The following is a 25737-nucleotide window of genomic DNA, read 5'->3' on the forward strand; positions in this document are numbered from 1 at the left end:
GCTGGAATTGCTCTATTTCGCGAATTCGGCCAGCTGCGTCATGATGACGGCAGCGCCCTGCAGGCGTTTTTCCGGCGTCGGCAGGTCGCGGGTCAGGAACAGGCTGTGGTCGGGGCGGATCTTCGCCATCGTGCCCTGCTTGCCGATATAACCGACGAGGTTGGCCGGATTGGGGAATTCCTTGTTGCGGAACTGCACGACGACACCCTTCGGGCCGGCATCGAGCTTTTCGACATTGGCGGTGCGGCAGAGCGATTTTATGTAGACAATCTTCAGCAGGTGCTGGACTTCGATCGGCATCGGCCCGAAGCGGTCGATCATCTCGGCACCGAAGCCGTCGATCTCCTTGAGCTCGGTGATTTCGCCAAGGCGGCGGTAGAGGGCCATGCGCAGGTGCAGATCGGGCACGTAGCCTTCCGGGATCATTACCGTCGTGCCGACGGAGATCTGCGGTGACCAGCCGGTATCGTGGATCTCGTCGACACCCTTGACCTCGGCGACCGCCTCTTCCAGCATCTGCTGGTAGAGTTCGAAGCCGACCTCCTTAATATGGCCGGACTGCTCCTCGCCGAGGAGGTTGCCGGCGCCGCGAATGTCGAGGTCGTGGCTTGCCAACTGGAAGCCGGCGCCGAGCGTATCCAGCGACTGCAGCACCTTCAACCGGCGTTCGGCGGTTGCCGTCAGCACCTTGTTGACCGGCAGGGTGAAGAGCGCGAAGGCGCGCACCTTCGAGCGGCCGACGCGGCCGCGCAGCTGATAGAGCTGGGCAAGGCCGAACATGTCGGCGCGGTGGACGATCAGCGTGTTGGCTGTGGGAACGTCGAGGCCGGATTCGACGATGGTGGTCGAGAGAAGCACGTCGTAACGGCCTTCATAAAAGGCGTTCATAATGTCTTCGAGTTCGCCGGCCGGCATCTGGCCATGGGCGATGGCGACCTTCAGCTCCGGCACATCCGATTGCAGGAAGGCATGCACATCCTCGAGATCGGCAAGCCTGGGGCAGACATAGAAGCTCTGGCCGCCGCGATAATGCTCGCGCATCAGCGTCTCGCGGATGACCAGGCTGTCGAAGGGCGAGATGAAGGTGCGCACCGCCATGCGGTCAACCGGCGGGGTGGTGATCAGCGACAGTTCGCGCACACCGGTCATGGCAAGCTGCAGGGTGCGCGGGATCGGTGTCGCCGACAGCGTCAGCACGTGCACGTCGCTTTTCAGCTCCTTCAGCCGCTCCTTGTGCTTGACGCCGAAATGCTGTTCCTCGTCGATGACGAGCAGGCCGAGATTGGCGAATTTGATGCCGGCGCCGAGCAGCGCATGGGTGCCGACGACGATATCGGTCTTGCCTTCCGCCACTTCCTTCTTGGTCAGCGCCAGCTCCTTGGCGCCCACGAGGCGCGAGGCCTGCTGGATGCGCACCGGCAAACCACGGAAGCGATCGGAAAAGGTCTTGAAATGCTGGCGGGAAAGCAGTGTCGTCGGCACGACGATGGCGACCTGGGCGCCGTTCATCGCGGCGACGAAGGCGGCGCGCAGCGCCACTTCCGTCTTGCCGAAACCGACGTCGCCGCAGACGAGGCGGTCCATCGGCCGGCCGGCGCCGAGGTCGGAGCGCACCGCCTCGATGGCGTTTTCCTGGTCCTCGGTCTCGTCATAGGGGAAGCGGGCGGCGAATTCGTCGTAGAGACCTTCCGGCGTCGTCAGCATCGGCGCATGGCGCGTCAGGCGCTCGGCGGCGATGCGGATCAGCGCATCGGCCATGTCGAGCAGGCGCTTCTTGAGCTTGGCCTTGCGCATCTGCCAGGCGCCGCCGCCGAGCTTGTCGAGCTGCGCTTCGGTCCCCTCGCCGCCATAGCGCGAAAGCAGATCGATGTTTTCGACCGGCAGGAACAGCTTGGCCTCGTCGGCATATTGCAGTTCGAGGCAGGCATGCGGGGCGCCTGCCGCCTCGATGGTCCTCAGCCCGATGAAGCGCCCGATGCCGTGTTCAGCGTGGACGACGATCGAGCCCTCGTCGAGGCCCGCGACTTCCGAGATGAAATCGGCTGCGCGCTTGCGACGCTTGGAGCGGCGCACCATGCGGTCGCCGAGGATGTCCTGCTCGCCGATGACGACGAGGTCACCGGCCTCGAAGCCGGCTTCGAGACTGAGCACGGCAGCCGCCGCCTCGCCTCTCGCCAGCGAACCGACATCCTTCAGCGCCTCGATCGACTTGACCTTTTCCAGGCCATGCTCGTTCAGCACCTGCAGCAGGCGTTCCAGCGAACCTTCGGTCCAGGCTGTGACGAGCACTTTCGCGCCGGCGGCGCGGCGGTCGGCAATATGCTTGACGACGACGTCGAAGATGTTGATGCGTTCGGCATCGCCGCCACCTTCGGCGTTCGAACGGGCCCAGCGCTGGCCCTGGCGGGCGTCGACATTGACGACCCGGCGCGCCTCGCCCTCATGCTCGTTGAAGGGGCTGATACGGATCGCGCCGAGTGCGTCGAGGGTTTTGACGAAAAGCTTGCTGTCGAGATAGAGCTGGCCCGGTGTCACCGGCTTGTAGGGCGTGCCCTGCGTCATCCCCTTGGCCGGCTGGCCGGAATTCAGGCGGGCGTCGTAATAGTCGAAAACGAGCTTGGAGCGCTCTTCGGCTGCTTCACGCACAGTATGGTCGATGACAATACGGAAGCCGCTCAAATAATCGAAGACGGTATCGAGCTTCTCGTAGAAAAGCGGCAGCCAGTGCTCCATGCCGGGGTAACGGCGGCCTTCGGAGACGGCGAGGTAGAGCGCGTCGTCGCGTGTGGTCGCGCCGAAAGCGGAGAGGTAATTCTTGCGGAAGCGGCTGATCGTATCCGGCGTCAGGGTCACTTCGCTCATCGGGTTGAGATCGAGGGATCGCACCTGCCCTGTCGTGCGCTGGCTGGCCGGATCGAAGCTGCGGATGCTCTCCAGCGTGTCGCCGAAGAAATCCAGGCGGACCGGCTCTTCGGAACCCGGCACGAAGACGTCGAGAATGCCGCCGCGCACGGCATATTCGCCGACCTCGCGAACGGTCGCGACCCGCTCGAAGCCATTGCGCTCCAGGCGACCGGCAAGATCGTCCATGCGCAGCTGGTTGCCGGGACGGGCCGAAAAAGTCAGGCTTTCGATGACATCCTGCGGCGCCACCTTCTGCAGCATGGCATTGGCCGTGACGAGCACGATTGCCGCATGCGGCTTCTTGCGATGGGCGATGAGGCCGCCGAGTGCCGCCAGCCGGCGGGCCGAGGTGTCGGCGCTCGGCGAGACGCGGTCATAGGGCAGACAGTCCCAGGCCGGCAGGGTGAGAACCGGAATGTCGGGGGCGACAAAGCTCAGCATCTGTTCGAGATCGGCCATGCGGTGGCCGTCGGACATGACATAGGCGACCGGCTCTCCCGTTCGGGCGAGCTCGGCGAGCAGCAGCGTTTCAAGACCTGCCGGCACATTGCCGATCGTCAGCGGCTCGGTGATGGCCGCAAGCTTCTTCGCATCGAAACCAGGGATCATTCCGGCGTCCTGAGGGGCTTGTCAAAATCGGGCTTGTAGGCGGCGATGCGGGCAAACATCGGTGTCTGGAAACGCTCAGGCACCGGCCATGTTCCCATGACCCAGCGAACGAGATCATTGTCCTCTTCCGCCATGATCGTCTCGAACTCGTCGAGCTCGGCTTCCGACAGCCTGGCGATCTCAGCTTCGGCGAACTGGCCGAAGACCAGATCCATTTCGCGGATGCCGCGATGCCAGCAGCGGAAAAGGATCCGGCGGCGGCGCGGGTCGAGACCGGCACTGGTGAGCGTGACACCTGTCATGGCATACCTTCCTGTTGATGCGCCTCTATAGACCCTGGAAAGCGGCTTGTCAGCCTTGCCAAGGCCGCATTGTTCATCGCATTTTGGCCGCATGCGCCCCGCCATTCTCGATCCTCTGTTTTCCCCTATTTCGGGCCTTCCGGGCGTCGGCCCGAAGATCGCCGACCTGCTGGTCAAGCTGCTCGGGCGCGAGACGCTGGAAGATTGCCGGGTCATCGACCTGCTCTTCCACGCGCCCTTCTCGCTGATCGACCGGCGCAACCAGCCAGGCATCGCCCGCGCGCCGCAAGGCGCGATCGTGACGATCACGGCGCGCGTCAACCGCCATCAGGTGCCGCCGGGCGGCAAAAGCAATATCCCCTACCGCGTCTTCCTGCATGACGAGACCGGCGAACTGACGCTGGTCTTCTTCCGCGGACAGGCGGCGTGGCTGGAAAAGCAGCTGCCTGTTGACGCGGAGGTGACGGTCAGCGGCAAGATCGACTGGTTCAACGGCCGTGCCTCGATGGTGCATCCCGACTATATCGTCAGGGCCGACGAGGCGGAGAGCCTGCCGCTCGTCGAGCCAATCTATCCGCTGACGGCGGGGCTTTCGCCGAAGACGCTCCGCAAGATCATCGACGCCGGCCTGCCGCGTTTTCCCGAGCTGCCGGAATGGATCGACCTGGCGCTGACGGAGAAGCAAGGCCTGCCGTCGATCCGCGACAGTTTCCACATGCTGCACGAGCCGCGCGATCCCAGCGATATCGACCCGCAGGCCCCTGCCCGGCGGCGGCTTGCCTATGACGAGTTCCTCGCCGGCCAGCTGTCGCTGAGCCTGGTGCGGCAGCGGCTACGCAAGGTGGCGGGCCAGCCGGTGCATGCCACCGGCGCCATCAGCGGCAAGATCCTGAAGACCTTGCCCTTCTCGCTTACCGGCAGCCAGAACGAGGCGATCGCCGAGGTTTTGAAGGATATGGCCGGCAACGAGCGCATGCTGCGGCTGCTGCAAGGCGATGTCGGTTCCGGCAAGACGCTGGTGGCACTGATGGCGATGGCGGCGGTGATCGAGAGCGGCGGCCAGGCCGTGCTGATGGCGCCGACCGAAATCCTGGCGCGGCAGCACCACGCGACGATTTCGAAATTCGCTGCTTCCGCCGGGCTCAGCAGCGAGGTGCTGACCGGGCGCACAAAGGGGCGCGAAAGGGAGGAGATCCTGGAGCGCATCGCCTCGGGTGCTGCCCAGATTATCATCGGCACGCATGCGCTGTTCCAGGACAGCGTCGCCTACGCCAATCTGATGCTTGCCGTCGTCGACGAGCAGCACCGTTTCGGTGTGCATCAGCGCCTGCGGCTGACCGCCAAGGGCCTCTCGCCGCATATGCTGGTCATGACGGCGACGCCGATCCCGCGCACCCTGGTGCTCGCCGCCTTCGGCGACATGGACGTCTCCAAGCTCACCGAGAAACCGGCCGGCCGCAAACCGATCCAGACGATCACCGTGCCGATGGAACGGACCGGCGAAATCGTCGGCCGGCTGCAAAGCGCAATCGCCGAGGGCAAGAAGGCCTACTGGATCTGCCCGCTGGTCGAGGAGTCCGAGGAACTCGACCTGATGTCGGCCGAGGAGCGGCATGCGACGCTGGTCTCAGCACTCGGTCCGGGCATCGGCCTCATCCACGGCCGCATGAGCGGACCGGAGAAGGACGCGGCGATGATGGCGTTCAAGAACGGCGAGACCCGGCTGCTCGTCGCCACGACCGTCGTCGAGGTCGGCGTCGACGTGCCGGATGCGACGATCATGGTGATCGAACATGCCGAACGCTTCGGCCTGGCGCAATTGCATCAGCTGCGCGGCCGCGTCGGGCGTGGCGACGAGGCATCGACCTGCATCCTGCTCTATAAGGGGCCGCTCGGCGAGACCGGCCATGCCAGGCTTTCGATCATGCGGGAGACGGAAGACGGTTTCCGCATTGCCGAGGAGGATCTGAAGCTGCGCGGCGAAGGCGAATTGCTCGGCACAAGGCAATCCGGCACGCCGGGCTTTCGCATCGCCAGCCTCGAGGCGCATGCCGACCTGCTGGAGATCGCCCGCAAGGATGCCGCTTACCTCATCGAGCGGGATCCGGAGCTGACCAGCGAAAGGGGAGCGGCGATCCGCACCCTGCTCTATCTCTTCCGCCGCGACGAGGCGATCCGTTTTCTTAGAGCGGGTTAAAGCGCACCGAGGCGCGCTTTAAGTCTTTGTTCTATGCATGTCGTTACCCCAAAACCGCTGAACACTTTTGGGCGACATGCATCATTCAGCCTTGGAAACCGCCACCGGCTTCGGCCGCGGCAAATGCTTCTGCTTCGGATCGGCCGGCTTGTGTTCGGGCGCCACGAGCCCGCCTGAAATCAGGAACTTGGCGGCGTCTTCCGGCGACATATCGAGCATGACGATCTTCTCGCGCGGCACGAAGATGAGGAAGCCGGCTGTCGGCACCGGCGTCGGCGGCAGGAAGACGGCGACCATGTCCTGGCCCATGGCATTGAACTTCGAAGCGATTTCGCCCTTGGCGTCGGTGGCGATGAAGATCAGTGCCCAGAGGCCGGGACCCGGATATTCGATGAGGCCGACCTTCTTGAAGGAGTTCGCCTGTTCCTTCAGCACGGTTTCGAAAATCTGCTTCACGCTTCTGTAGATCGTGCGCACCAGCGGCATGCGCTGGACGATCGATTCGCCGAAACGGACGATGCTCTGGCCAATGAGGTTCTTGCCAAGAAAGCCGACGACGGTGATCAGAACGACGGCGATCAGCAGGCCGAAACCGGGAATGGCGAAATTGAGGTAACTTTCCGGATTCCAGCGCGCCGGAATATAGGGCCGGACCCAGCTGTCCGACCAATGGATGAAGGTCCAGGTCAGCCAGATGGTAATCGCGATCGGCGCGCAGATGATCAGCCCTGCGAGAAAATTATTTCTCAGCCGGGTCGCGACCGGCATTCTGGGGATGTTGTCGGTCATCGTTTCCTGATGATCTCCATCTCAGTCCTGGACAGGCCGGAACGCCGGCCCTTCCCCCTTGTCCGCAGACCAAAATTGCCAGAATTCGGGGTCCCGCACAATATGTTTCGAAGCGAAGGTCGCAGCGTTACAGGCTTATTCCACGGTCACGGATTTCGCCAGGTTGCGCGGCTGGTCGACATCGGTGCCCATGAAGACGGCGGTGTGATAGGCAAGCAGCTGGATCGGCAGCGAGAAGATCATCGGCGCGATGATTTCGTCGACCACAGGCAGGGTGATCGTCGCCATGGTCGGCAGTTTCGAGGCCGCCGCGCCGGCCTCGTCGGTGATGAAGATGATGCGGCCGCCGCGGGCTGCGACTTCCTGCATGTTCGAGATGGTCTTTTCGAAGAACCGGTCGTAGGGGGCGATGACGATGACAGGCATGTTCTCATCGATCAGCGCGATCGGCCCGTGCTTCAATTCGCCGGCGGCATAACCTTCGGCATGAATATAGGAGATTTCCTTGAGCTTCAGCGCGCCTTCCATGGCGAGCGGGAAACTGGTGCCGCGGCCGAGATAGAGCACGTCCTTGCACTTCGACAGCTCGCGCGACAGGCTTTCCATCTGCGGCTGGATGAGGTTCAGCACCCGGCTCATGATGCGCGGCATTTCGGCGAGATGGCGCACCAGCGCCCTCTCCTCGTCAGCACTCACCGTGCCGCGCGCCTTGCCGGCGCCGATCGCCAGCGCTGCCAGCACGGCAAGCTGGCAGGTGAAGGCCTTGGTCGAGGCGACGCCGATTTCAGGCCCGGCCATGATCGGGAAGACGGCATCGGATTCGCGCGCGATCGTCGATTCGCGGACATTGACGACGGCGCCGATCTTCAACCCGTTGTCGCGGCAATAGCGCAAGCATGCCAGAGTATCGGCGGTCTCACCGGACTGCGAGATGAAGAGTGCGGCCTGCGACGGCGACAGCGGCATTTCGCGGTAGCGGAATTCGGAGGCGACGTCGATCTCGACCGGCAGGCGGGCATAACGCTCGAACCAGTATTTGCCGACGAGACCGGCGAGATAGGCGGTGCCGCAGGCCGAGATCGCAAGGCCGGTCGCCGCCTTGAAGTCGATCGCGGCGGCATTGGCACCAATCGTATTCTCGGCGAAATCGACATAGTGGCTGAGCGCGTGAGAGATCACCTCCGGCTGCTCGTAGATTTCCTTTTCCATGAAGTGGCGGTGGTTGCCCTTGTCGACGACATAGGCGGTCGCCTGCGAGATCTGCCGGGCGCGTTTGACCGGCTTGCCGGCGAAATCGAGCACCGCGACGCTGTCGCGGGTGAGGATGGCGCAATCGCCGTCAACGAGATAGGTGATCTCGTTGGTGAAGGGCGAGAGCGCGATCGCGTCCGAGCCGAGGAACATCTCGCCGCGGCCGTAGCCGACGGCGAGCGGCGGGCCGGAACGGGCGGCCATGATCGTGCCGGGATCGGCCTTGAGCATGATGGCCAGCGCATAGGCGCCGGTCACGCGGTTCAGCATCTTCAGCATGGCGGCGCGCGGCTCCAGGCCTTCGCGCAGGTATTTCGCCATCAGATGGGCGACCACCTCGGTGTCGGTCTGGGTTTGGAAGACCGAACCCTCTTCGGTCAACTCGTCGCGAAGCTCGGAGAAGTTCTCGATGATGCCGTTATGGACGACGGCGACGCCTTCGACGAAATGCGGATGGGCATTGGTCTCGTTCGGAACGCCATGGGTCGCCCAGCGCGTGTGGGCGATGCCGACGGTGCCGGGCAGCGGTTCGCTGTCGAGGCGCTTTTCCAGATTGAACAGCTTGCCCTCGGCGCGGCGGCGATCCATCACGCCGTCATGAATGGTGGCGACACCGGCGGAATCGTAACCGCGATATTCGAGACGCTTCAGCGCATCGACCAGGCGCCCGGCAACAGGCGCAGTCCCGACGATCCCCACAATTCCACACATGCAACATCCCCACTAGGCCTCAACAATGAGGCCAGTCCTAACGATTCCTGCTTATTTCTCAATCACCTCGGCGGTCACTTTCAATTTCCGCCGGTTACGCACGGCCGGTCAGGCTTTCGCCTTCTTCGCCGCCTTGATGGCGAGCGCACGCTCGCGCAGCAGCGTCGCGCGGCCGGGCTTGATCTCCTGCCGGGCACGGCCGAGCGCCAGCGCGTCGGCCGGCACATCGACGGTGATGACGCTGCCGGAGGCGATATAGGCGCCGTCGCCGATCGTCACCGGCGCGACCAGCGAGGAATTGGAACCGATGAAGGCGTTTTCGCCGATCACCGTCTCGCTCTTGTTGACGCCGTCATAGTTGCAGGTGATCGTGCCGGCGCCAACATTGCTGCCGGCGCCGATGACGGCATCGCCGATATAGGTGAGGTGATTGACCTTGGCGCCTTCGCCCAGCCGGCCGTTCTTGACCTCGCAGAAATTGCCGACCTTCGAACCGGTACCGAGATCCGCACCCGGCCGCAGCCGCGCAAAGGGGCCGACCGTCGCGCCCTGGCTGACATGCGCGCCTTCGATATGCGAGAAGGCATGAATGACGGCGCCGCTGTCGATCACCGCGCCGGGACCGAAGACGACGTTCGGCTCGATCAGCGCATCCTGGCCGATGGTGGTATCGTAGGAAAGAAATACCGTTTCCGGCGCGATCATAGTGACGCCTGAAAGCATCATCTGGTGACGGCGACGCTCCTGCCAGAAGCGCTCGATGACGGCGAGTTCGGCACGGGTGTTGCAGCCGGTCATCTCGATCTCAGGAGCATCGACCGCGGTAACGCGTCCGCCGAGCGAACGGGCGATCTCGACGAGATCGGTCAGATAGAATTCACCCTTGGCATTGGCATTGCCGATGCGCGTGAGAAGATCGAGCGCCTTGCGGCCATTGATCGCCATCAGCCCGCTGTTGCACCAGGTGACGGTGCGCTCGGCATCGGTCGCATCTTTCTCCTCGCGGATGGCGATGAGTTCGCCGTCCTTGACGAGCAGGCGGCCATAGCCGGTCGGACGGTCGGTGTGGAAGCCGATGACGACGACATCGCTGCCATCGGCAAGGCCCTGGCGGGCGGCTTTGAGCGGCCCGTCGGTCTGGAGCGGCACGTCGCCATAGGTGACGAGGATATCGTCATAACCCTTGGCGATCGCGTCGCGGGCCGCCAACACTGCGTGGCCGGTGCCGAGGCGTTCCTTCTGCAGATAGGATTCGATGCTGACGCCGCCGATGCTCGCCGCCTTTGCCACATCCTCAGCATCGCGGCCGACGACAAGGGCGACGGACGAGATGCCGGCGGAGGCAACCGCCTCGACCACATGGGCGATCATCGGCCGTCCGGCGACAGGATGCAGCACCTTCGATTTCGAGGATTTCATCCGCGTGCTGTCACCGGCGGCAAGGATGACGGCAAGACAAGTGCGTTCCATGATTTGCTCCGCGAATCCGCGCCACGAGGCGGCTTTATCGCCTCATACTGCAAAATTCCCTAAATCGGAATCGATTTGAGGATAAATTATACAGCCATTCAAAGTGCTGCAGCGTCCTTTGCGGCTCCGAAAAGACGCGTGGCGCTGTCGATAAGCAAAGCCTTCACAAAGGTGAAATTGCGGCCGAAATCGATCCTATTACCGCCTCGGAACCGCGGGCCACGAAGGCTTCGTGCACATGATGGCGGCCGTCCAGGATGACGTCCTCCATCGCGCGGCGCGCAGCACTGCTATCGCCGGAAACGATCGCGTCGACGATGCGCATATGGGTGTCGGCGATATTGGCGAAGCCGTTTTCGGATGGCGGCGTGCTGATGCGGAACATGCCGACGAGAGCCGCTTCGATGAGGCTGCCCAGCGTCCGCATGAAGGGATTGTGCGAGGCTTCGGCGATCGCCAGGTGAAAACGAAGGTCGGCGAGTGCGAGGCTGTCGGCCGTATGACCAGCCGCTGCCATTTCGAGCGCCAGCCCACGCAGCATCTCGATATCCTCGGCATTCGCCCGCTCGGTGACGAGACCGGCGGCGAAGGGTTCGAAGGCGAGGCGAATATCGTAGAGCTGCAGCAGAAACTCTTCCGTCACACCGTTGTCGAAGTGCCAGGCGATGATCTCGCTGTCGAACATGTTCCAGAGGTTCTTTTCGGTCACACGCGTGCCGACCCGCGCCTTGGCGACGACCATGCCCTTGGCGGCGAGCGTCTTCATCGTCTCGCGCAAAACGGTTCGGGACACTTTGAAACGCTGCGCCAGTTCCGTATCGCCTGGCAGGATCGAGCCAACGGGATAGGTGCCGGCGACGATCGCCTTGCCGAGTTCGTCGACGACCTGGGCATGGCTCGTACGGGTTCTGCGCCCCGTCTTGCGTGTCTCGTCCAATTTGTAGCGCAAGCGATCCGTCTCCCCCTCAGGCGTACCTCTTGTTCAGACTGGAAACGAACAGGATGGCTTTCTGCATCAGGATGAATGCAAATAGCAGAAGGCCAATCAGGATCTTGGTCCACCAGCTCGACAGCGTGCCGTCGAAGGTGATGTAGGTCTGAATGAGCCCCTGGATCAGGATACCGATCAAGGTTCCCGCCACGAATCCCGCTCCTCCGGTCAGCAGCGTCCCCCCAATGACCACCGCCGCGATGGCATCGAGTTCGACGCCGACTGCTGCAAGAGAATATCCGGCAGAGGTGTACAGCGAAAAAACGATCCCGGATAGGCCCGCCAGAAAGCCCGACAGCGCATAGATCTGGATTGTCGTGCGGCCGACCGGCACGCCCATCAGCCGCGCCGTCTGCGTGCCGCCCCCGAGTGCATAGACGTTGGTGCCGAAGCGGGTGCGCTGGGCGATGAAGATGCCGACGGCAAAGACCAGAAGCATGATGCCGCCGATCAACGTCAGCCGCCCGCCGCCCGGCAGACGATAATAGAGGCTTGTCAGCGTCGAATAATATTCATGGTTGATCGGGATGCTGTCGATCGAGAGCACGAAAGCCATGCCGCGCGCCAGGAACATGCCTGCAAGGGTGACGATGAAGGCCGGCATTTCGAGATAGTGGATGATCGCGCCCATGATACCGCCAAAGGCAGTGGTGATGACGAGCACGATCGCGAAGGCGAGCAGCGGATGGATCGAGGTGTTCTGCAGGATCACCGCAAGGAAGACGCCGGTAAAGGCGATGACCGAGCCGATCGACAGATCGATGCCGCCCGAAATGATGACGAAGGTCATGCCGACGGCGGCGATGCCGAGAAAGGCATTGTCGGTCAGAAGATTGCCGATGACGCGCGTCGACAGAATGTTCGGATATTGCAGCGCGCAGCCGGCATAGGCGAGCACGAAGATGACGATGGTCGCAAGCAGCGGCAGGTATTTGGAGTTCATTTCGGCTGCTCCCTACCGCCCTGCCGGCGGCTGGCGAAGATGGCGAGCGATTGCACCGCCGGCGACTGGATGACGAGGATGACGATAATGATGACGGCCTTGATGATCAGGTTGAATTCAGGTGGGAAGCCGGCAGACAGGATGCCTGTGTTCACCGCCTGGATGATCATCGCGCCGATCAGCGATCCGAGAATGCTGAAGCGGCCGCCGAGCAGCGAATTGCCGCCGACGACGACGGCGAGGATCGCGTCCAGTTCCAGCCATAGGCCGGCGTTGTTGGCATCGGCGCCCTTGATGTCGGCTGCGACGATGATGCCTGCAATCGAGGCGCAGATCCCACTCAGCATATAGACCGCCATCAGCAGCACCGGCGTTTGAATGCCGGAGAGCGTGCTGGCGCGGCGATTGATGCCGACGGCCTCGATCAGCATGCCGAGCGCCGTGCGGCGGACGAGCAGGATGACGAGCAGGCCGACGACAAGCCAGATGATGACAGGCATCGGCAGAAGCAGCATGGAGCCGCTGCCGAAGAACGTCAGCCCGTCATCGTTGAAGGTCAGGATGGCGCCTTCGGTGATCAGCTGGGCGATGCCGCGGCCGGCCACCATCAGCACCAGCGTCGCAATGATCGGCTGGATATTGAGGACTGCCACCAGGAACCCGTTCCAGACGCCGCAGGCAAGCCCGATAACAAGCGTTAAGATAATGGTGTATGTAACTGAATTTCCTGAAACAATCGACGATGCAGCGATGGCGCCGCAGATGGCGATGACCGCGCCGACGGACAGGTCGATGCCCTTGGTGGCAATGACCAGCGTCATGCCGATCGCCAGCAGCGCCACCGGCGCACCGCGATTCAGCACATCGATCAGGCTGCCGTAAAGCCGGTCATTCTGAACCACGACATTAAAAAACTGCGGTGACGTGATGAAATTCAACAAAAGAATGACAACGAGCGCGATCAATTGTGGCGCCAGGCGATATGCCAGCGCTTTCAGCGAGGACCTCATGCATCCTCCATCTTGTGTTCGGCCGCAGCGATGGCTTCGACGATGCCGGCAGCGGTGATACGCTCGCCTGTCAGTTCGGCGATATGCTGCCTGTCGCGCAGTACGATGACACGTGAACTATAGGCGACAAGCTCTTCAAGTTCCGAGGAAATCACGATCAGCGACATACCGCCGGCACAGAGCTCTTCGATGAGCCGGATGATCTCGGCATGGGCACCGACATCGATGCCGCGGGTCGGCTCGTCGAGGATCAGAAACTTCGGATTGGTCGCCAGCCAGCGGGCGAGGATCGCCTTCTGCTGATTGCCGCCGGAGAGCAGCCGGATCGGTTTTTCGCGATCGGTGGTGCGGATATCGAGCGCCTTGATGTAGCGGTCGGCAAGCGTATTCTGCTCGGCGCGCGACAGCGGCCGCGTCCAGCCGCGGCGGGCCTGCAGCGCCAGCGCTATGTTCTCCCTGATCGACAGGTCGCCGATAATGCCATCGGTCTTGCGGTCCTCGGGGCAGAAGCCGAAGCCCTTTCCGATCGCCGCGCGCGGGCTCGAAATCGTCACCGGCTGGCCGTCGATCGTGGCGCTGCCGCTGTCGGCATGCTCGATGCCGAAGAGCAGTTCGGCGGTTTCGGTGCGGCCGGAGCCAAGCAGACCGGCGACGCCGACCACCTCTCCGGCGCGCACCTCAAGGTCGAACGGTTTTACCCTGCCGCGTTTGCCATAGCCTGAGAAACGGTATCGGACATCGCCGGCCGCAAGGCTGCGTTCCCTCACCGTCTCCTCAACATGCGCCAGTTCGCGGCCGAGCATCATGGCGATCAGGCCCTGGCGCGGCAGATCGGCGACGTCGCGGGTGCCGACGAGCTTGCCGTTGCGCAGCACGGTAATGCGGTCGCTAATCGCATAGACCTGTTCGAGAAAATGGGTGATGAAGACGATGCCCAGGCCGCGCTTCTTCAGGTCTTCGATGATGCGGAAGAGCAGCGCCACTTCTTGATTGTCGAGACTTGCGGTGGGCTCGTCGAGGATCAGCACCTTGCCGGAGAGATCGACGGCACGGGCGATGGCAACCACCTGCTGGACGGCGACGGAGAAACGGCCGAGCTCGGCGGTGACGTCGATATCGACGCCGTAGCCGGTGAGCAGGTCGCGCGCCTTGCGGTTCATCGCACGCACGTCGGTCATGCCGAAGCGCCGTGGCTGGCGGCCGAGAAAGAGATTTTCGGCAACGCTCAGATTGGCCAGCAGGTTGACCTCCTGGTAGACCGTGCCGATGCCGAGCTTCTGGGCGGCGAGCGTATTGGCCGGGTTGATTTCCTGGTCGTTCAGCGTCAGGCTGCCCTCGTCACGATGATAGGCGCCAGTGATGCACTTGATCAGCGTCGACTTGCCGGCGCCGTTTTCGCCCAGCAATGCGTGCACCTCGCCTCTGCGGAGCGTGAAATCGACCTTATCCAGCGCCACTGCGCCGGGAAAGAATTTCGATATTCCGGAGGCCGCGAGAACGTTCTCGAAATCGTGAATCATAAGGGTCTGTTTTCCTGATATTGACGGCAAAAGCCGCGCCGCGGCCGGACATGAGGTCCCAAGGCGGCAAAGGCAGTTCCGCACCGGTCCATGACGGGCCGGTGCGGTTCTACAGCGCCGCCTGGTCTTTTCAGACGCGTAGAGGACGCTGTAGCGCTTTGAATTGCTGCATGATTTTGTCCGGAAATCGAATTCCGATTTCAGGAATTATGCAGCGGCGTCACATCAGATCAGTAGCCCTGACCCTTCTTCTCTTCGTAGACCTTCATCGGTTCGTCGGCCGGCGTGTAGAGCTTCGATTCGGTCTGGATCCACTTGGCCGGAGCCTTCTTGTCCTTCAGATAGGCTTCGAGCGCATCGAAGGCCGGACCTGCCATATTCGGCGTCAGCTCGACCGTGGCATTGGCCTCGCCTTCGGACATCGCCTTGAAGATATCCGGCACGGCGTCGATGGAGACGACGAGGATATCCTTGCCAGGCTTCAGGCCGGCTTCCTTGATCGCCTGGATGGCGCCGACTGCCATGTCGTCGTTATGGGCGTAGAGAGCGCAGATATCCTTGCCGCCATTCTCGGCCTTCAGGAAGCTTTCCATGACTTCCTTGCCCTTGGTGCGGGTGAAGTCACCGGTCTGGCTGCGAACGATCTTGAGGTTGTCGTGGCCGGCAAGAGCTTCTTCGAAGCCCTTCTTGCGGGCGATGGCCGGCGACGAACCGGTGGTGCCCTGAAGCTCGACGACATTGCACTTCTTGTCGCCGACGGTCTTGACCAGGAAGTCGCCTGCGACCTTGCCTTCATGGACCAGGTCCGACGTCACCGCCGTCAGGTAGAGATCGTCGGGAGCCTTGATGGTACGGTCGAGAAGGATGACCGGGATTTCGGCTTCCTTGGCTTCCTTGAGAACGTCGTCCCAGCCGGTTTCGACGACCGGAGCAATGAGAATGGCATCGACGCCCTGAGCAATGAAGGAGCGCAGAGCCTTGATCTGGTTTTCCTGCTTCTGCTGCGCATCGGCAAACTTCAGATCGATGCCGCGCTTCTTGGCCTGTTCCTTGGTCACGGTCGTTTCAGCCGCACGCCAGCCCGATTCCGAGCCGATCTGCGAGAAGCCGACAGTGAGGCCGGCGGCCGAAGCCGAACCGAACATGCAGGCAGCCAGAATCGTGGCACTCAAAAGTGCAGTCTTCAATTTCATGATTTCCTCCCAATGCCGCATCTCGCGGCGCAGGGTCAAAAAATCATATAGTATTACTTTTGTAAATCGGAATCTTGGGATGCATTGCAGCAAAAAAAGAGCGCCCAAAAGGGCGCTCTTCGCATCCGCGAGATGGCTTGCGAGATTATTTACCAGGCAGCTTGTCGTCGATGCCTTCGACATAGAAGTTCATGCCAAGCAGCGTTCCGTCATCGGCCTTCTCGCCGGCCTTCAACCAGGGCGTTCCGTCCTGCTTGTTGATCGGCCCGGTGAAGGGATGCAGTTCTCCGGACTTGATCTTGGCTTCGGTTTCCTCGGCCATCTTCTTCACGTCGTCGGGCATGTTGGTATAGGGCGCCATCGTTAGGATGCCGTCCTTGAGGCCATCCCAGCTCTGCTCTGACTTCCAGGTGCCGTCGAGAAGCGCCTTTACGCGCTTGACGTAATAATTGCCCCAGGTGTCGATGATCGCGGTCAGCTGGACGTTCGGACCAGCCTTGATCATGTCGGAAGCCTGGCCGAAGGCCTTGACGCCGCGCTGCTCGGCGACCTGCATTGGAGCGGTCGTGTCCGTGTGCTGGGTGAGGATATCGACGCCCTGGTCGATCAGCGCCTTGGCGGCATCGGCTTCCTTGCCCGGGTCGAACCACGTGTTGACCCAGATAACCTTCATCTTGAAGTTCGGATTGACCGACTTGGCGCCAGTTTCGAAGGCATTGATGCCCATCACCACCTCGGGGATCGGGAAGGAGGCGATATAGCCGGCCGTGCCGGTTTTAGAGAGCTTGCCGGCGATAATGCCACTGATGTAGCGGCCTTCATAAAAGCGCGAATTGTAGGTCGCGACGTTGTCGGCGGCCTTGAAGCCTGTCGCATGCTCGAACTTCACTTTCGGGAACTTCTTGGCGACGGCAATAGTCGGGTCCATGAAACCGAAGGACGTGGTGAAAATCAGCGAGCAACCGGAGCGGGCCATGCGCTCGATGGCGCGTTCGGCATCCGGGCCTTCCGGGACGCTTTCGAGGTAGGGCGTCTCGATCTTGTCGCCGAATTCCTTCTCGACCTGGAGGCGGCCGTTCTCATGGGCCTGCGTCCAGCCGCCGTCGGTGCGGGTGCCGACATAAACGAAGCAGACCTTGGTCTTGTCAGCCGCCTCGGCGGCCGAACCGATGCTCAGGACGAGAGCAGCTGTCGCTGCGAGAGCAAGTGCAAGTTTTTTCATATTGATCCCTGTTGGTTGGAAGTTTCGAAACCCGTCTGCTTGTTGTTGTTCACCGGTCCGGCACGAAAGCTTTGCCGAGCGAGGCCGGCGTATTGATCAACGTCGTGCGCCGATTATGCGAGATGATGATGAGGACCACAACTGTCGCCGCATAGGGCAGCATCGAGAGGAACTGCGAGGGAATGCCGATGCCGAAGGCCTGCGCGTGCAGTTGCAGGATCGTTACCGCCCCAAAGAGATAACCGCCGGCCAGCAGGCGCCAAGGCCGCCAGGAGGAGAAGACGACGAGCGCCAGCGCGATCCAGCCGCGCCCGCCGGACATGTTCTCTGTCCATTGCGGCGTATAGATCAGCGACAGCTGCGCGCCGGCAAGGCCGGCGCAGGCGCCGCCGAACATTACGGCGAGGTAGCGCATGCGGATGACGTCGATACCGAGCGCATGCGCCGAGGCGTGATTATCGCCAATGGCACGAATCTTCAGGCCGGTGCGACTCTTGAAGAGGAACCAGTTGACGGCGATAACCAGCAGGATCGACAGGTAGAAGATCAGATCCTGCTTGAAGAGGACCGTTCCGACATAGGGAATGGCCGAAAGCACCGGGATTTCGATTGGCAGCAAACGGACGCCGGGCGCGCCGACGAAAGCCTCGCCGAGCATGCCGGAGGCGCCGAGGCCAAGGATCGTCAGCGCAAGGCCTGTCGCCACTTGATTGGCGACGAGCGTCAACGTCAGGAAGGCGAAGAGCAGCGAAAACAGCGCGCCGCTGACGACGCCGCCGACAATGCCGATATAGGCCGAGCCGGTGAGCTGTGCCGTGGCAAAGGCACCGACCGCGCCCATGATCATCATGCCCTCGACACCGAGATTGAGAACGCCGGAGCGCTCGGTCACGAGTTCGCCAAGTGCGGCGATGACGAGCGGTGTGGAGGCGGTGATGACGGTCAGCAGAATCGCTTCGAAGATGCTCATGCCGCCCCGCCCCTTACCCGCGACCAGACCAGGCGGATTTTGTAATAGATCAGCGTATCGCAGGAGAGCACGAAGAAGAGCAGCAGCCCCTGGAAGACGCGGGTGACCTTGTCGGAAACGCCGAGCGAAAGCTGAGCTGCCTCGCCGCCGAGATAAGTCAGCGCCAGCACCAGGCCCGATGCGATGATGCCGAGCGGATTGAGGCGGCCGAGGAAGGCGACGATGATGGCGGTGAAGCCGTAGCCCGGCGAGATCGCCGGCTGCAGGTGGCCGATCGAGCCGGAAACCTCGCTGATGCCAGCAAGGCCGGCAAGAGCGCCCGAAAAGAGAAAGCTGAACCAGATCATCTTCTTCGACGAGAAGCCGGCAAAGCGCCCTGCCCGCTCCGATTGGCCGAGAACGACGATCTCGAAGCCTTTCAGCGTATAACGCAGCATGAACCAGGCGCCGACCGCCGCAATGATGGCGAAGATGAAGGCCCAATGGGCGCGGCCCGACTCTTCCCAGATCGCCGGCAGCACCGCTTCCGGCGCGAAATCACGCGAGACTGGAAAGTTGAAGCCCTGCGGATCGCGCCAGGCGCCACGAATCAGCCAGTCGAGGAAGAGCTGGGCGATATAGACCAGCATCAGCGATGTCAGGATCTCATTGGTGTTGAAATGCGCTTTCAACAGCGCCGGAATGGCGGCGAAGAGCGCACCGCCGAGCGCGCCCAATATCAGCATCAGCGGCAGCACCAGCGGCGAATGCCAGTCGTAGAAGATGATCGGCAGATAGGAGCCGGTGATGGCGCCGATGGTGAACTGGCCTTCGGCGCCGATATTCCAGTTGTTCGAGCGATAACAGACGGCCAGGCCGACGGCGATCAGGATCAGCGGCGCGGCCTTGATCGCCAGTTCGTGCAGCGACCAGACCTCGAGCAGCGGCTCGACGAAGAAGGCGTCGAGTGCTTCGACCGAATCCTTGCCGAGCATGGCGAACATGATGGCGCCGAATACCAGCGTCAGGACAAGGGCCAAGAGCGGCGAGACGAAGGCAAAGAGCTTCGAGACGTCGGGGCGTTTTTCAAGTTCAATGCGCATGGGGCGCCTCCGGGGGAGAGCTGCTCTCGTGCAGTCCGCCCATCAGCAAGCCGATCCTTTCCCGCGTCAGTTCGCCCGCTGGAAACGGGCGGGAAAGACGGCCTTCGCAGATGACGGCAATATCGGTCGCCACTTCGAAGATCTCGTCGAGATCCTGGCTGATGACGACGACGGCCGAACCGCTTCTTGCGAGATCAACGAGCGCCTGGCGGATGCGGCTCGCCGCCCCGGCATCGACGCCCCAGGTCGGCTGGTTGACGACGAGCACCGCCGGCTGGCGGTCGAGCTCGCGGCCGACGATAAATTTCTGCAAGTTGCCGCCCGACAGCGAGCCAGCGGCCGGGTCATCGCCGCTCTTGCGCACATCCATGGCCTCGGAAATGCGCCTTGCGGCGGATTTCACTGCCGCGTGGCGGATGATGCCGAGCAGGCCCAGAAACGCCTTGCGATCCGATTGATTGCGGGCAAGGACGAGATTGTCCGACAGTTTCATGGCGGAGACGGCGGCATGGCCATGGCGCTCCTCCGGCACGAAGCCGGCGCCGAGAAGACGGCGGGCGGTAATGCCCTGATTGCCGACCGGCTTTTTGCGGATGACGATCGCCTCGGCCAAGGCGACCGGATATTCGCCGGAGAGAGCATCGAAGAGCTCGCTCTGGCCGTTGCCCGCGACACCGGCAATGGCGAGGATCTCGCCGGAGCGCACCGCCATCGACACATCGCGCAGCGGCATGGCAAAAGGGGTGCGGGCAGCGACGGAAAGACTGGCGACGGCAAGCTGCACCTCGCCTCTGTCACTACGCTCCGGATGCGTGACGCTCGCCACTTCGCTGCCAACCATCATGCGGGCGAGCGAGGCTGGCGTTTCCTGCTTCGGATCGCAGGCGCCGGTCACGCGACCATGGCGCAGCACGGTGGCGCGATCGCAGATGCGCTGCACCTCTTCCAGACGGTGGCTGATATAGAGAACCGAACGCCCTTCGGCGCGCAGCTTGAACAGCGTCTCGAACAGCCTGTCCGCCTCCTGCGGGGTCAGTACAGAGGTCGGCTCGTCGAGGATGATCAGCTTCGGGTTCTGCAGCAGCGCGCGGACGATCTCGATGCGCTGGCGCTCGCCGACCGAGAGATCGGCGACATGGGCATGCGGATCGAGCGGCAGGCCGTAGGCGATCGACAGCGCCCTCGCCTCCTCGGCGATTTTGTCGATCGGGATGGCGTGATCGAGCGACAGGGCGATGTTTTCGGCAACCGTCAGCGCCTCGAACAGCGAAAAATGCTGGAAGACCATGCCGATGCCGAGCTTGCGGGCTTCACCGGGCGACGCGATCGCAACCGGCTGGCCCTGCCAGAGGATATGCCCGCCCGTCGGTTCGAGAACGCCGAACAGCATCTTCACCAGGGTGGATTTGCCTGCACCATTTTCGCCGAGAAGCGCATGAATTTCGCCCGGCGCGATATCGAGATCGATTTCATTGCAGGCTGCAAAGCCACCGAAGAACTTCGTCAGCTTCTGGACCGATAATAACGCGCCGGAATCCGGCACATTCAATGGCGACACGTTCCCCTCATTTCTTCTGCCAACCGGTCCGTTCGGATCTCATGGAATCAGCAGCGTCGTTCCTGTTGTTTTTCTTGTTTCCAGATCCGCGTGAGCCTGCCCAACCTCACGCAGCGGATAGGTTTGATTGATATTGATACGCACTTTGTTGCTTTGCACAATATCAAATAGCGCTTTCGCACTGTCGATCAGTTCCTGGCGCGCCGCGATGTAGGTGAAGAGCGTCGGCCGCGTCGCAAAGAGCGAGCCCCTCTGGGCCAGCGCCGCAAGGGTGAAATTCTCGATCGGACCGGAAGATTGGCCGAAGGAGGCAAAAAGGCCGCGCGGTTTCAAGCAGTCAAGCGACTGTGGAAAAGTATCGCGGCCGATCGAATCGTAGACGACATCCACGCCCTTGCCGCCGGTGATGTCGCGGACACGGTCGACGAAGCTGTCACTCTTGTAGTTGATCACATGGTCGTAGCCATGGGCGAGCGCCAGCTCGATCTTGTCTTGCGACCCCGCCGTGCCGATAACGGTGGCGCCGAGCGCCTTTGCCCACTGCCCAGCGATCAAGCCGACGCCGCCGGCAGCGGCGTGGAACAGCAGGACCGTCTGCGGGCCGACCTGGAAGGTGCGGTTCAAGAGATATTCGGCGGTCATGCCCTTCAGCATCATCGCCGCTGCGGTCTCGATCTCTATGCCGTCCGGCACATGCACCAGATGCCGCGTCTCGATATTGCGTTCGGCGCTATAGGCGCCGTCGGCACTGGCATAGGCGACACGGTCGCCGACCTTGAAACCCTCGACGCCGGGGCCGACCGATGTCACGGTGCCGGCGCCCTCCTTGCCGGTGACGAAGGGCAGATGCGGCGTCTTGTAGGTGCCGTTGCGGAAATAGACATCGATGAAATTAAGCCCGACCGCCGCCTGCCTGATCTGCACTTCGCCCGCCGAGGGTGAGGGAAGATCGATCTCGACATAGTCGAAAACCTCCGGCCCACCCGTCCTCGAAAATGAAACCGCCTGCGTTTTAGTCATCTTGCCTGTCCTATGCTTCGCGTCCAAGGGCGGGGAAGAATTGCAGCACCGCGCCGATGACGTAAAGGTAGGCGCCGGTCACGATGAAGAGAATGAGCGCCCATTCGGGTGTGTCGAAATGCATCAGCAGCGAAAAAATGCCGAGCGCCGACCACAAGAAAAAGACGCCGAGATTGAGCGGGCGCAGCCTTTTGACCCGGACCGGGTGGAGGAAATTGATCGGCAGGAAGGTCAGTACCACCGAAACGATGACAACAGTGAGCGCCGTCGTGGCGCTGGCATCGATGACGAACAGCGTGAAGACGATCATGTTCCAGACGACGGGGAAACCGGAGAAGAAATACTCGTCCGTCTTCATGCCCATATCGGCATAGTAGATGGCGCTGGAGACGACGATCATGCCTGCGGCGACGAAGGACCAGGGCTCGCCGATCATGCCGCTCTGATAAAGCGCGAAAGCCGGCAGAAGCACATAGGTGACGTAATCGATGATATTGTCGAGCGTATCGCCCGACCAGTTCGGCAGCACTTCCTTGACACGCACCTTGCGGGCAATCGGCCCGTCTATGCCGTCGACGAGAAGCGCAAGTCCCAGCCACCAGAACATGTCGATGAAGCGGTGCTCGGCGGCGGCAACGACACCGAGAAAGGCAAGGAAGGAGCCGGATGCCGTCAGGATATGGACGGAAAAGGCGCGCATCTCCGCGTAAGGAACACGCTTGTAGTTGAAAATCTTCATATTCCCCCGACCGCCCTATCGCGCTCGCCCCGGCAAGCATCTTTTTTTCGCCACCATCGCCGAACCTGTTACTGAATCGGGTTCGACGCCGTAGGTCTTTGTTGTCGCACCATTTTTGCCGAAAACCGGCATCCGTTTCCGGCGTGCTGCTCTAATATGCATCCTTTGCCGGGCTTCGCCAGCGGGAAATACGACATTCCCCGCCTGCTCCCTGCTCCCCATTGAATCCTGACAATGACATGCATATTTCCCTTTAGAAGCGTCGCGTGGAATGGAATGCCTTTAATTCCGGCCCGATATGTAATATCTCGCTCGCATCCGACAGTTCATCCGACGAAACGGGATCCTCTACCGCAATGAACGCGCCTGCAAAGACCGAAGACTTCGCCTCGTCCATCCCCGCCGGCGTCTACGCCGAGACGGTGCTCGATGTCACGCACTATACCGACCGGCTCTTCCGCTTCACGATGACCCGGCCGCAGGGCTTCCGTTTCCGTTCCGGCGAATTCGCGATGATCGGCCTGATGGTCGAGGGTAAACCGGTCTTCCGCGCCTATTCGATCGCCAGCCCTGCCTGGGCCGAAGAACTTGAATTCTTCTCGATCAAGGTGCCGGACGGTCCACTCACCTCCCATTTGCAGGCGATCAAGCCAGGCGACCAGGTGCTGATGCGCAAGAAGCCGACGGGCACGCTGGTGCTCGATGCGCTAACGCCCGGCCGTCGTCTCTACATGTTCTCGACGGGAACGGGCATTGCGCCTTTCGCCAGCCTGATCCGTGATCCCGAGACCTATGAGAAGTTCGAGGAAGTCATCCTCACCCATACGACACGCGATGTCGCCGAGCTGAAATACGGCTTCGACCTCGTGCACGAGATCCAGAACGACGAGCTGCTGAAGGAGGTCGTCGGCGACAAGCTGCGCCACTATCCGACAGTCACGCGCGAGGATTTCGAATATCGCGGCCGCATCACCGACCTGATCTCCTCCGGCAAGCTGTTCACCGATCTCGGCGTACCGCCGCTCGACCCGGCAATCGACCGCGGCATGATCTGCGGTTCCTCGGCGATGCTGAAGGATACCAAGGAACTGCTCGAGAAGGCCGGCCTTGATGAAGGCGCCAACAGCAAGCCCGCCGAATTCGTCATCGAGCGCGCTTTCGTCGGCTGAGGTTTTTCTGACAATCAGGCCTGTGGCGGCTCCGGAAACGGGGCCGTTTCTATGTCTGGCTGAGGTAGTCGATCAGCACCGCCATGGTGGCGCGCGCCTCATCCGGCCTGCCCTGATGGATGGCGCGGATGACGGCGACGTGCAACGCGATGGCGCGATCCATGCGCTCGGGGCTTGCCTTGGAGTACCAGAGGCGGCGCGAATGCGTCTGCACCGGGCCGAGTGCTGCCGTGATGAAGCCGTTCGGGCAGGCATCTTCAAGGATTTCATCGAAGGCCTTGTCGGCGGCGAAGAAGCCGGCGAGATCGCCGGTCACGGCACATTCCTCCATCGCGCGGGCGCAATCGATGAGGCGCGCGCGCTGCTCGTCGCTCGCATGTTCGGCGACGAGGCCTGCCGCGATCGGCTCCAACTCGCGGCGCACCTGCATGACATTGCCATGATCCGCAGGCGCGATCTCGGTGACCTGCAGCCCGACACGCGGCTTGACCAGGATCAGCCTCTGCCAGGCAAGCTTCTGGATCGCCTCGCGCACCGGCGTACGCCCATGGCCCGCCATATCGATCAGCTGCTTTTCAGTGACAAGCGCGCCGGGCTTCAACGCCAGCGTCACGATCAGATGCTCCAGCGCGAGATAGGCAAGATGGCTCTGAGAAGTCTGCATGCTGAAACCCGTTGCCCGAACCTGATATATCAAATTGTGCACGCCCTAAACTATGGGACAATCTATGCTGATATATCATAGTGGCGCTAGGCCGAGAATCGGAGTCACAAGGTTGTCTCTCCGACGAAGGGGCGCTCTTCCCCGAGTGCAGCGGCGCTGTTGTTATCCATCTCGATGCGGTGACAACAAGATCAGTTCACGGCCGGCCTTCTTGATATTCCTCAACCCTATGCTGCTTTTACCTACTTAGAACTATATCCGGCGAGTAGGTTCCGTCATCATCAAGCTCCTGGGAACGCTGCTGCAGCCAAAATAGAAACTGATGGATCGACGTCGTTGTCTGGTCGCCATTGGCGGCACGAAACGAGTATTTTGCAGCCTCACCACTTTGAATCAGATTGGTGATGTAATCGATGCGTGGCCTGATTTCAGAATTCGCCAACGTAGCCACGTTGGCCTCGTACATTACGTTACTCTCGGTCACGGGACTGTAGAGTTCCGGATTGGCAGCCTTCCGCGCCTCGTATTCGGTCTTTTGCTGCTGAACGCGTGCCTCGCCCGCCGCCATCTCGGCTTTCATCAGAGCCGTCGGCTGAACCACAGCGGACGCAGGAACTTGCTCCCAATTCTTTACATCTGAAATTTTGAGACCGGAATGAAACTTCAAAAGATCGGCTGCTCCAATTACTGTCGTCATATCAGACCTCTTTTAGCCTTTCACAATCATAAGGTGTCCCCGTTATCGAGGAGACACCTTGCGCAGAGCTTTCCTTATGAGATGTCGCCGCCCGAGATCGTGGTGCCATTGGCGAGAATAAAGAACTCGATCGTATCCTGAATGGCTCCTTCCGCCTCCTTCACGCTCGACCTTGAGCCGAGCACCGATCAGCAACCGCGGCATGGATCCTCGGCTCAAGGCCGAGGAGGACGCAGAGTGCGGTTGGCTTTCTCGCCAAACTCGCCCTCGCCTACAGAGACAAACCACGTTGGCTGCTTCATCAGGCCGGCACCTTCCCTCGGTCACCCCTTGCGGAACGCCCGACTGGAAACCGAGATCGAATTTAGGCACGGGTCTTTGGCATTGGCGAACAAATAACCGTCGGCTTTATGGATGGCACCGAACTCCAGGCCATTCTCCGCGCATCGCCTGCAAAAAGCCTCAACTTCCTCCACGTCGAAGACCAGCTTGACGATGGATTGACCGCTCCGCTGCCCCTTGGCGGCCTGGTGCAACATGATATTCGCACCACCGTCCTGAGCGACCAGTTCAATGATCCTGTCGCCCGGCAGGCTGGTCGCCTTGAAACCGAAGTGCTTCTCATAAAAGCGCGCCGTTTCCTCGACATTTCCAGCATAGATCACCAGCCTGTTGAGCGGCATGATGCTTGGCCTCCGATAGCGGTTGCGTTCGATTGACAAGAGT

General features: G+C 61.7%; 21 protein-coding genes. 2 read left to right on the forward strand and 19 right to left on the reverse strand.

The genetic code is table 11. From position 1 onward, the window contains the following. Nucleotides 1–12: 12 nt before the first annotated feature. Nucleotides 13–3513: a transcription-repair coupling factor gene (gene mfd, locus G9X67_RS12800; protein WP_171598793.1), complete on the reverse strand. Its 3501-nt coding sequence runs from the start codon at nt 3511–3513 to the stop codon at nt 13–15. Then, the gene (locus tag G9X67_RS12805) at nt 3510–3815 is read right to left on the reverse strand and encodes a succinate dehydrogenase assembly factor 2 (RefSeq protein ID WP_171598794.1); all 306 of its coding nucleotides are present in this window, start codon (nt 3813–3815) and stop codon (nt 3510–3512) included. The genes mfd and G9X67_RS12805 overlap by 4 nt, the downstream gene beginning before the upstream one ends. A 91-nt stretch (nt 3816–3906) precedes the next feature. Between G9X67_RS12805 and recG the strand changes: the two genes are divergently transcribed. Then, nucleotides 3907–6012 (forward strand): ATP-dependent DNA helicase RecG, encoded by a 2106-nt coding sequence (recG, locus tag G9X67_RS12810; protein WP_171598795.1) that lies wholly within the window; start codon nt 3907–3909, stop codon nt 6010–6012. An 81-nt stretch (nt 6013–6093) separates the two neighbouring features. Here the strand turns inward: recG and G9X67_RS12815 are convergent, their stop codons facing one another. The 14 genes from G9X67_RS12815 to pcsA all read right to left on the reverse strand — a co-directional run bounded on the left by G9X67_RS12815 (nt 6094) and on the right by pcsA (nt 22481). Continuing rightward, on the reverse strand, nt 6094–6801 hold the full coding sequence (locus tag G9X67_RS12815) for a DUF502 domain-containing protein (protein ID WP_062943253.1): 708 nt from the start codon (nt 6799–6801) through the stop codon (nt 6094–6096). A gap of 135 nt (nt 6802–6936) precedes the next feature. Beyond that, nucleotides 6937–8763, reverse strand: a complete 1827-nt coding sequence (glmS, locus tag G9X67_RS12820) for a glutamine--fructose-6-phosphate transaminase (isomerizing) (protein WP_171598796.1) — start codon at nt 8761–8763, stop codon at nt 6937–6939. A gap of 108 nt (nt 8764–8871) precedes the next feature. Continuing rightward, nucleotides 8872–10233, reverse strand: coding sequence for a bifunctional UDP-N-acetylglucosamine diphosphorylase/glucosamine-1-phosphate N-acetyltransferase GlmU (glmU, locus tag G9X67_RS12825; RefSeq protein ID WP_171598797.1), 1362 nt, complete (start codon nt 10231–10233; stop codon nt 8872–8874). Between the two features lie 163 nt (nt 10234–10396). Further along, nucleotides 10397–11182, reverse strand: a complete 786-nt coding sequence (locus tag G9X67_RS12830; RefSeq protein WP_138329499.1) for a FadR/GntR family transcriptional regulator — start codon at nt 11180–11182, stop codon at nt 10397–10399. Between the two features lie 16 nt (nt 11183–11198). Further along, the gene (gene yjfF, locus G9X67_RS12835; protein ID WP_064648021.1) at nt 11199–12167 is read right to left on the reverse strand and encodes a galactofuranose ABC transporter, permease protein YjfF; all 969 of its coding nucleotides are present in this window, start codon (nt 12165–12167) and stop codon (nt 11199–11201) included. Further along, entirely contained in the window at nt 12164–13177 is a 1014-nt protein-coding gene (locus G9X67_RS12840) for an ABC transporter permease (RefSeq protein WP_171598798.1), read from the reverse strand. The genes yjfF and G9X67_RS12840 overlap by 4 nt, the downstream gene beginning before the upstream one ends. Continuing rightward, a complete protein-coding gene (gene ytfR, locus G9X67_RS12845; RefSeq protein WP_171598799.1) occupies nt 13174–14697 on the reverse strand; it encodes a galactofuranose ABC transporter, ATP-binding protein YtfR in 1524 nt (507 codons plus the stop codon). Before ytfR ends, G9X67_RS12840 begins: the two co-directional genes overlap by 4 nt. A gap of 230 nt (nt 14698–14927) precedes the next feature. Then, nucleotides 14928–15890 (reverse strand): galactofuranose ABC transporter, galactofuranose-binding protein YtfQ, encoded by a 963-nt coding sequence (ytfQ, locus tag G9X67_RS12850; RefSeq protein WP_003539585.1) that lies wholly within the window; start codon nt 15888–15890, stop codon nt 14928–14930. Nucleotides 15891–16035: 145 nt separating this feature from the next. Beyond that, a complete protein-coding gene (locus tag G9X67_RS12855; protein ID WP_138329502.1) occupies nt 16036–17112 on the reverse strand; it encodes a BMP family ABC transporter substrate-binding protein in 1077 nt (358 codons plus the stop codon). A 49-nt stretch (nt 17113–17161) separates the two neighbouring features. Then, nucleotides 17162–18082: an ABC transporter permease gene (locus G9X67_RS12860; protein WP_138329503.1), complete on the reverse strand. Its 921-nt coding sequence runs from the start codon at nt 18080–18082 to the stop codon at nt 17162–17164. Further along, a complete protein-coding gene (locus G9X67_RS12865; RefSeq protein WP_171598800.1) occupies nt 18079–19164 on the reverse strand; it encodes an ABC transporter permease in 1086 nt (361 codons plus the stop codon). Before G9X67_RS12865 ends, G9X67_RS12860 begins: the two co-directional genes overlap by 4 nt. Next, nucleotides 19154–20722, reverse strand: a complete 1569-nt coding sequence (locus tag G9X67_RS12870; RefSeq protein WP_171598801.1) for an ATP-binding cassette domain-containing protein — start codon at nt 20720–20722, stop codon at nt 19154–19156. Before G9X67_RS12870 ends, G9X67_RS12865 begins: the two co-directional genes overlap by 11 nt. A gap of 39 nt (nt 20723–20761) precedes the next feature. Further along, the gene (locus tag G9X67_RS12875) at nt 20762–21742 is read right to left on the reverse strand and encodes a quinone oxidoreductase (protein ID WP_171598802.1); all 981 of its coding nucleotides are present in this window, start codon (nt 21740–21742) and stop codon (nt 20762–20764) included. 10 nt (nt 21743–21752) lie between these two features. Next, the gene (pcsA, locus tag G9X67_RS12880) at nt 21753–22481 is read right to left on the reverse strand and encodes a phosphatidylcholine synthase (RefSeq protein ID WP_012757415.1); all 729 of its coding nucleotides are present in this window, start codon (nt 22479–22481) and stop codon (nt 21753–21755) included. 356 nt (nt 22482–22837) lie between these two features. Here pcsA and G9X67_RS12885 point away from each other — a divergent pair, with 356 nt between their 5' ends. After that, a complete protein-coding gene (locus G9X67_RS12885; RefSeq protein WP_020049885.1) occupies nt 22838–23650 on the forward strand; it encodes a ferredoxin--NADP reductase in 813 nt (270 codons plus the stop codon). Nucleotides 23651–23699: 49 nt separating this feature from the next. Here the strand turns inward: G9X67_RS12885 and G9X67_RS12890 are convergent, their stop codons facing one another. From G9X67_RS12890 to G9X67_RS12900, 3 genes are all read right to left on the reverse strand, one after another. Further along, on the reverse strand, nt 23700–24314 hold the full coding sequence (locus G9X67_RS12890; RefSeq protein WP_171598803.1) for a GntR family transcriptional regulator: 615 nt from the start codon (nt 24312–24314) through the stop codon (nt 23700–23702). 238 nt (nt 24315–24552) lie between these two features. Further along, nucleotides 24553–25011, reverse strand: a complete 459-nt coding sequence (locus tag G9X67_RS12895) for a hypothetical protein (RefSeq protein WP_171598804.1) — start codon at nt 25009–25011, stop codon at nt 24553–24555. Between the two features lie 323 nt (nt 25012–25334). After that, nucleotides 25335–25694, reverse strand: coding sequence for a VOC family protein (locus tag G9X67_RS12900; RefSeq protein WP_171598805.1), 360 nt, complete (start codon nt 25692–25694; stop codon nt 25335–25337). Between the last annotated feature and the right edge of the window lie 43 nt (nt 25695–25737).

It is taken from the genome of Rhizobium sp. WYCCWR 11152 (assembly GCF_013087615.1).
GTDB lineage: Bacteria > Pseudomonadota > Alphaproteobacteria > Rhizobiales > Rhizobiaceae > Rhizobium > Rhizobium indicum.

Excerpts from the sequence above, each read along its gene's own strand:
- ytfQ (WP_003539585.1), bottom strand. The coding sequence starts at position 15,890 with ATGAAATTGAAGACTGCACTTTTGAGTGCCACGATTCTGGCTGCCTGC.
- recG (WP_171598795.1), top strand. The coding sequence starts at position 3,907 with ATGCGCCCCGCCATTCTCGATCCTCTGTTTTCCCCTATTTCGGGCCTT.
- G9X67_RS12890 (WP_171598803.1), bottom strand. The coding sequence starts at position 24,314 with ATGCAGACTTCTCAGAGCCATCTTGCCTATCTCGCGCTGGAGCATCTG.
- G9X67_RS12860 (WP_138329503.1), bottom strand. The coding sequence starts at position 18,082 with ATGAGCATCTTCGAAGCGATTCTGCTGACCGTCATCACCGCCTCCACA.
- G9X67_RS12855 (WP_138329502.1), bottom strand. The coding sequence starts at position 17,112 with ATGAAAAAACTTGCACTTGCTCTCGCAGCGACAGCTGCTCTCGTCCTG.
- glmS (WP_171598796.1), bottom strand. The coding sequence starts at position 8,763 with ATGTGTGGAATTGTGGGGATCGTCGGGACTGCGCCTGTTGCCGGGCGC.
- G9X67_RS12895 (WP_171598804.1), bottom strand. The coding sequence starts at position 25,011 with ATGACGACAGTAATTGGAGCAGCCGATCTTTTGAAGTTTCATTCCGGT.
- mfd (WP_171598793.1), bottom strand. The coding sequence starts at position 3,513 with ATGATCCCTGGTTTCGATGCGAAGAAGCTTGCGGCCATCACCGAGCCG.
- ytfR (WP_171598799.1), bottom strand. The coding sequence starts at position 14,697 with ATGATTCACGATTTCGAGAACGTTCTCGCGGCCTCCGGAATATCGAAA.
- G9X67_RS12900 (WP_171598805.1), bottom strand. The coding sequence starts at position 25,694 with ATGCCGCTCAACAGGCTGGTGATCTATGCTGGAAATGTCGAGGAAACG.
- G9X67_RS12865 (WP_171598800.1), bottom strand. The coding sequence starts at position 19,164 with ATGCGCATTGAACTTGAAAAACGCCCCGACGTCTCGAAGCTCTTTGCC.
- G9X67_RS12815 (WP_062943253.1), bottom strand. The coding sequence starts at position 6,801 with ATGACCGACAACATCCCCAGAATGCCGGTCGCGACCCGGCTGAGAAAT.
- G9X67_RS12875 (WP_171598802.1), bottom strand. The coding sequence starts at position 21,742 with ATGACTAAAACGCAGGCGGTTTCATTTTCGAGGACGGGTGGGCCGGAG.
- G9X67_RS12885 (WP_020049885.1), top strand. The coding sequence starts at position 22,838 with ATGAACGCGCCTGCAAAGACCGAAGACTTCGCCTCGTCCATCCCCGCC.
- yjfF (WP_064648021.1), bottom strand. The coding sequence starts at position 12,167 with ATGAACTCCAAATACCTGCCGCTGCTTGCGACCATCGTCATCTTCGTG.
- glmU (WP_171598797.1), bottom strand. The coding sequence starts at position 10,233 with ATGGAACGCACTTGTCTTGCCGTCATCCTTGCCGCCGGTGACAGCACG.
- pcsA (WP_012757415.1), bottom strand. The coding sequence starts at position 22,481 with ATGAAGATTTTCAACTACAAGCGTGTTCCTTACGCGGAGATGCGCGCC.
- G9X67_RS12805 (WP_171598794.1), bottom strand. The coding sequence starts at position 3,815 with ATGACAGGTGTCACGCTCACCAGTGCCGGTCTCGACCCGCGCCGCCGC.
- G9X67_RS12840 (WP_171598798.1), bottom strand. The coding sequence starts at position 13,177 with ATGAGGTCCTCGCTGAAAGCGCTGGCATATCGCCTGGCGCCACAATTG.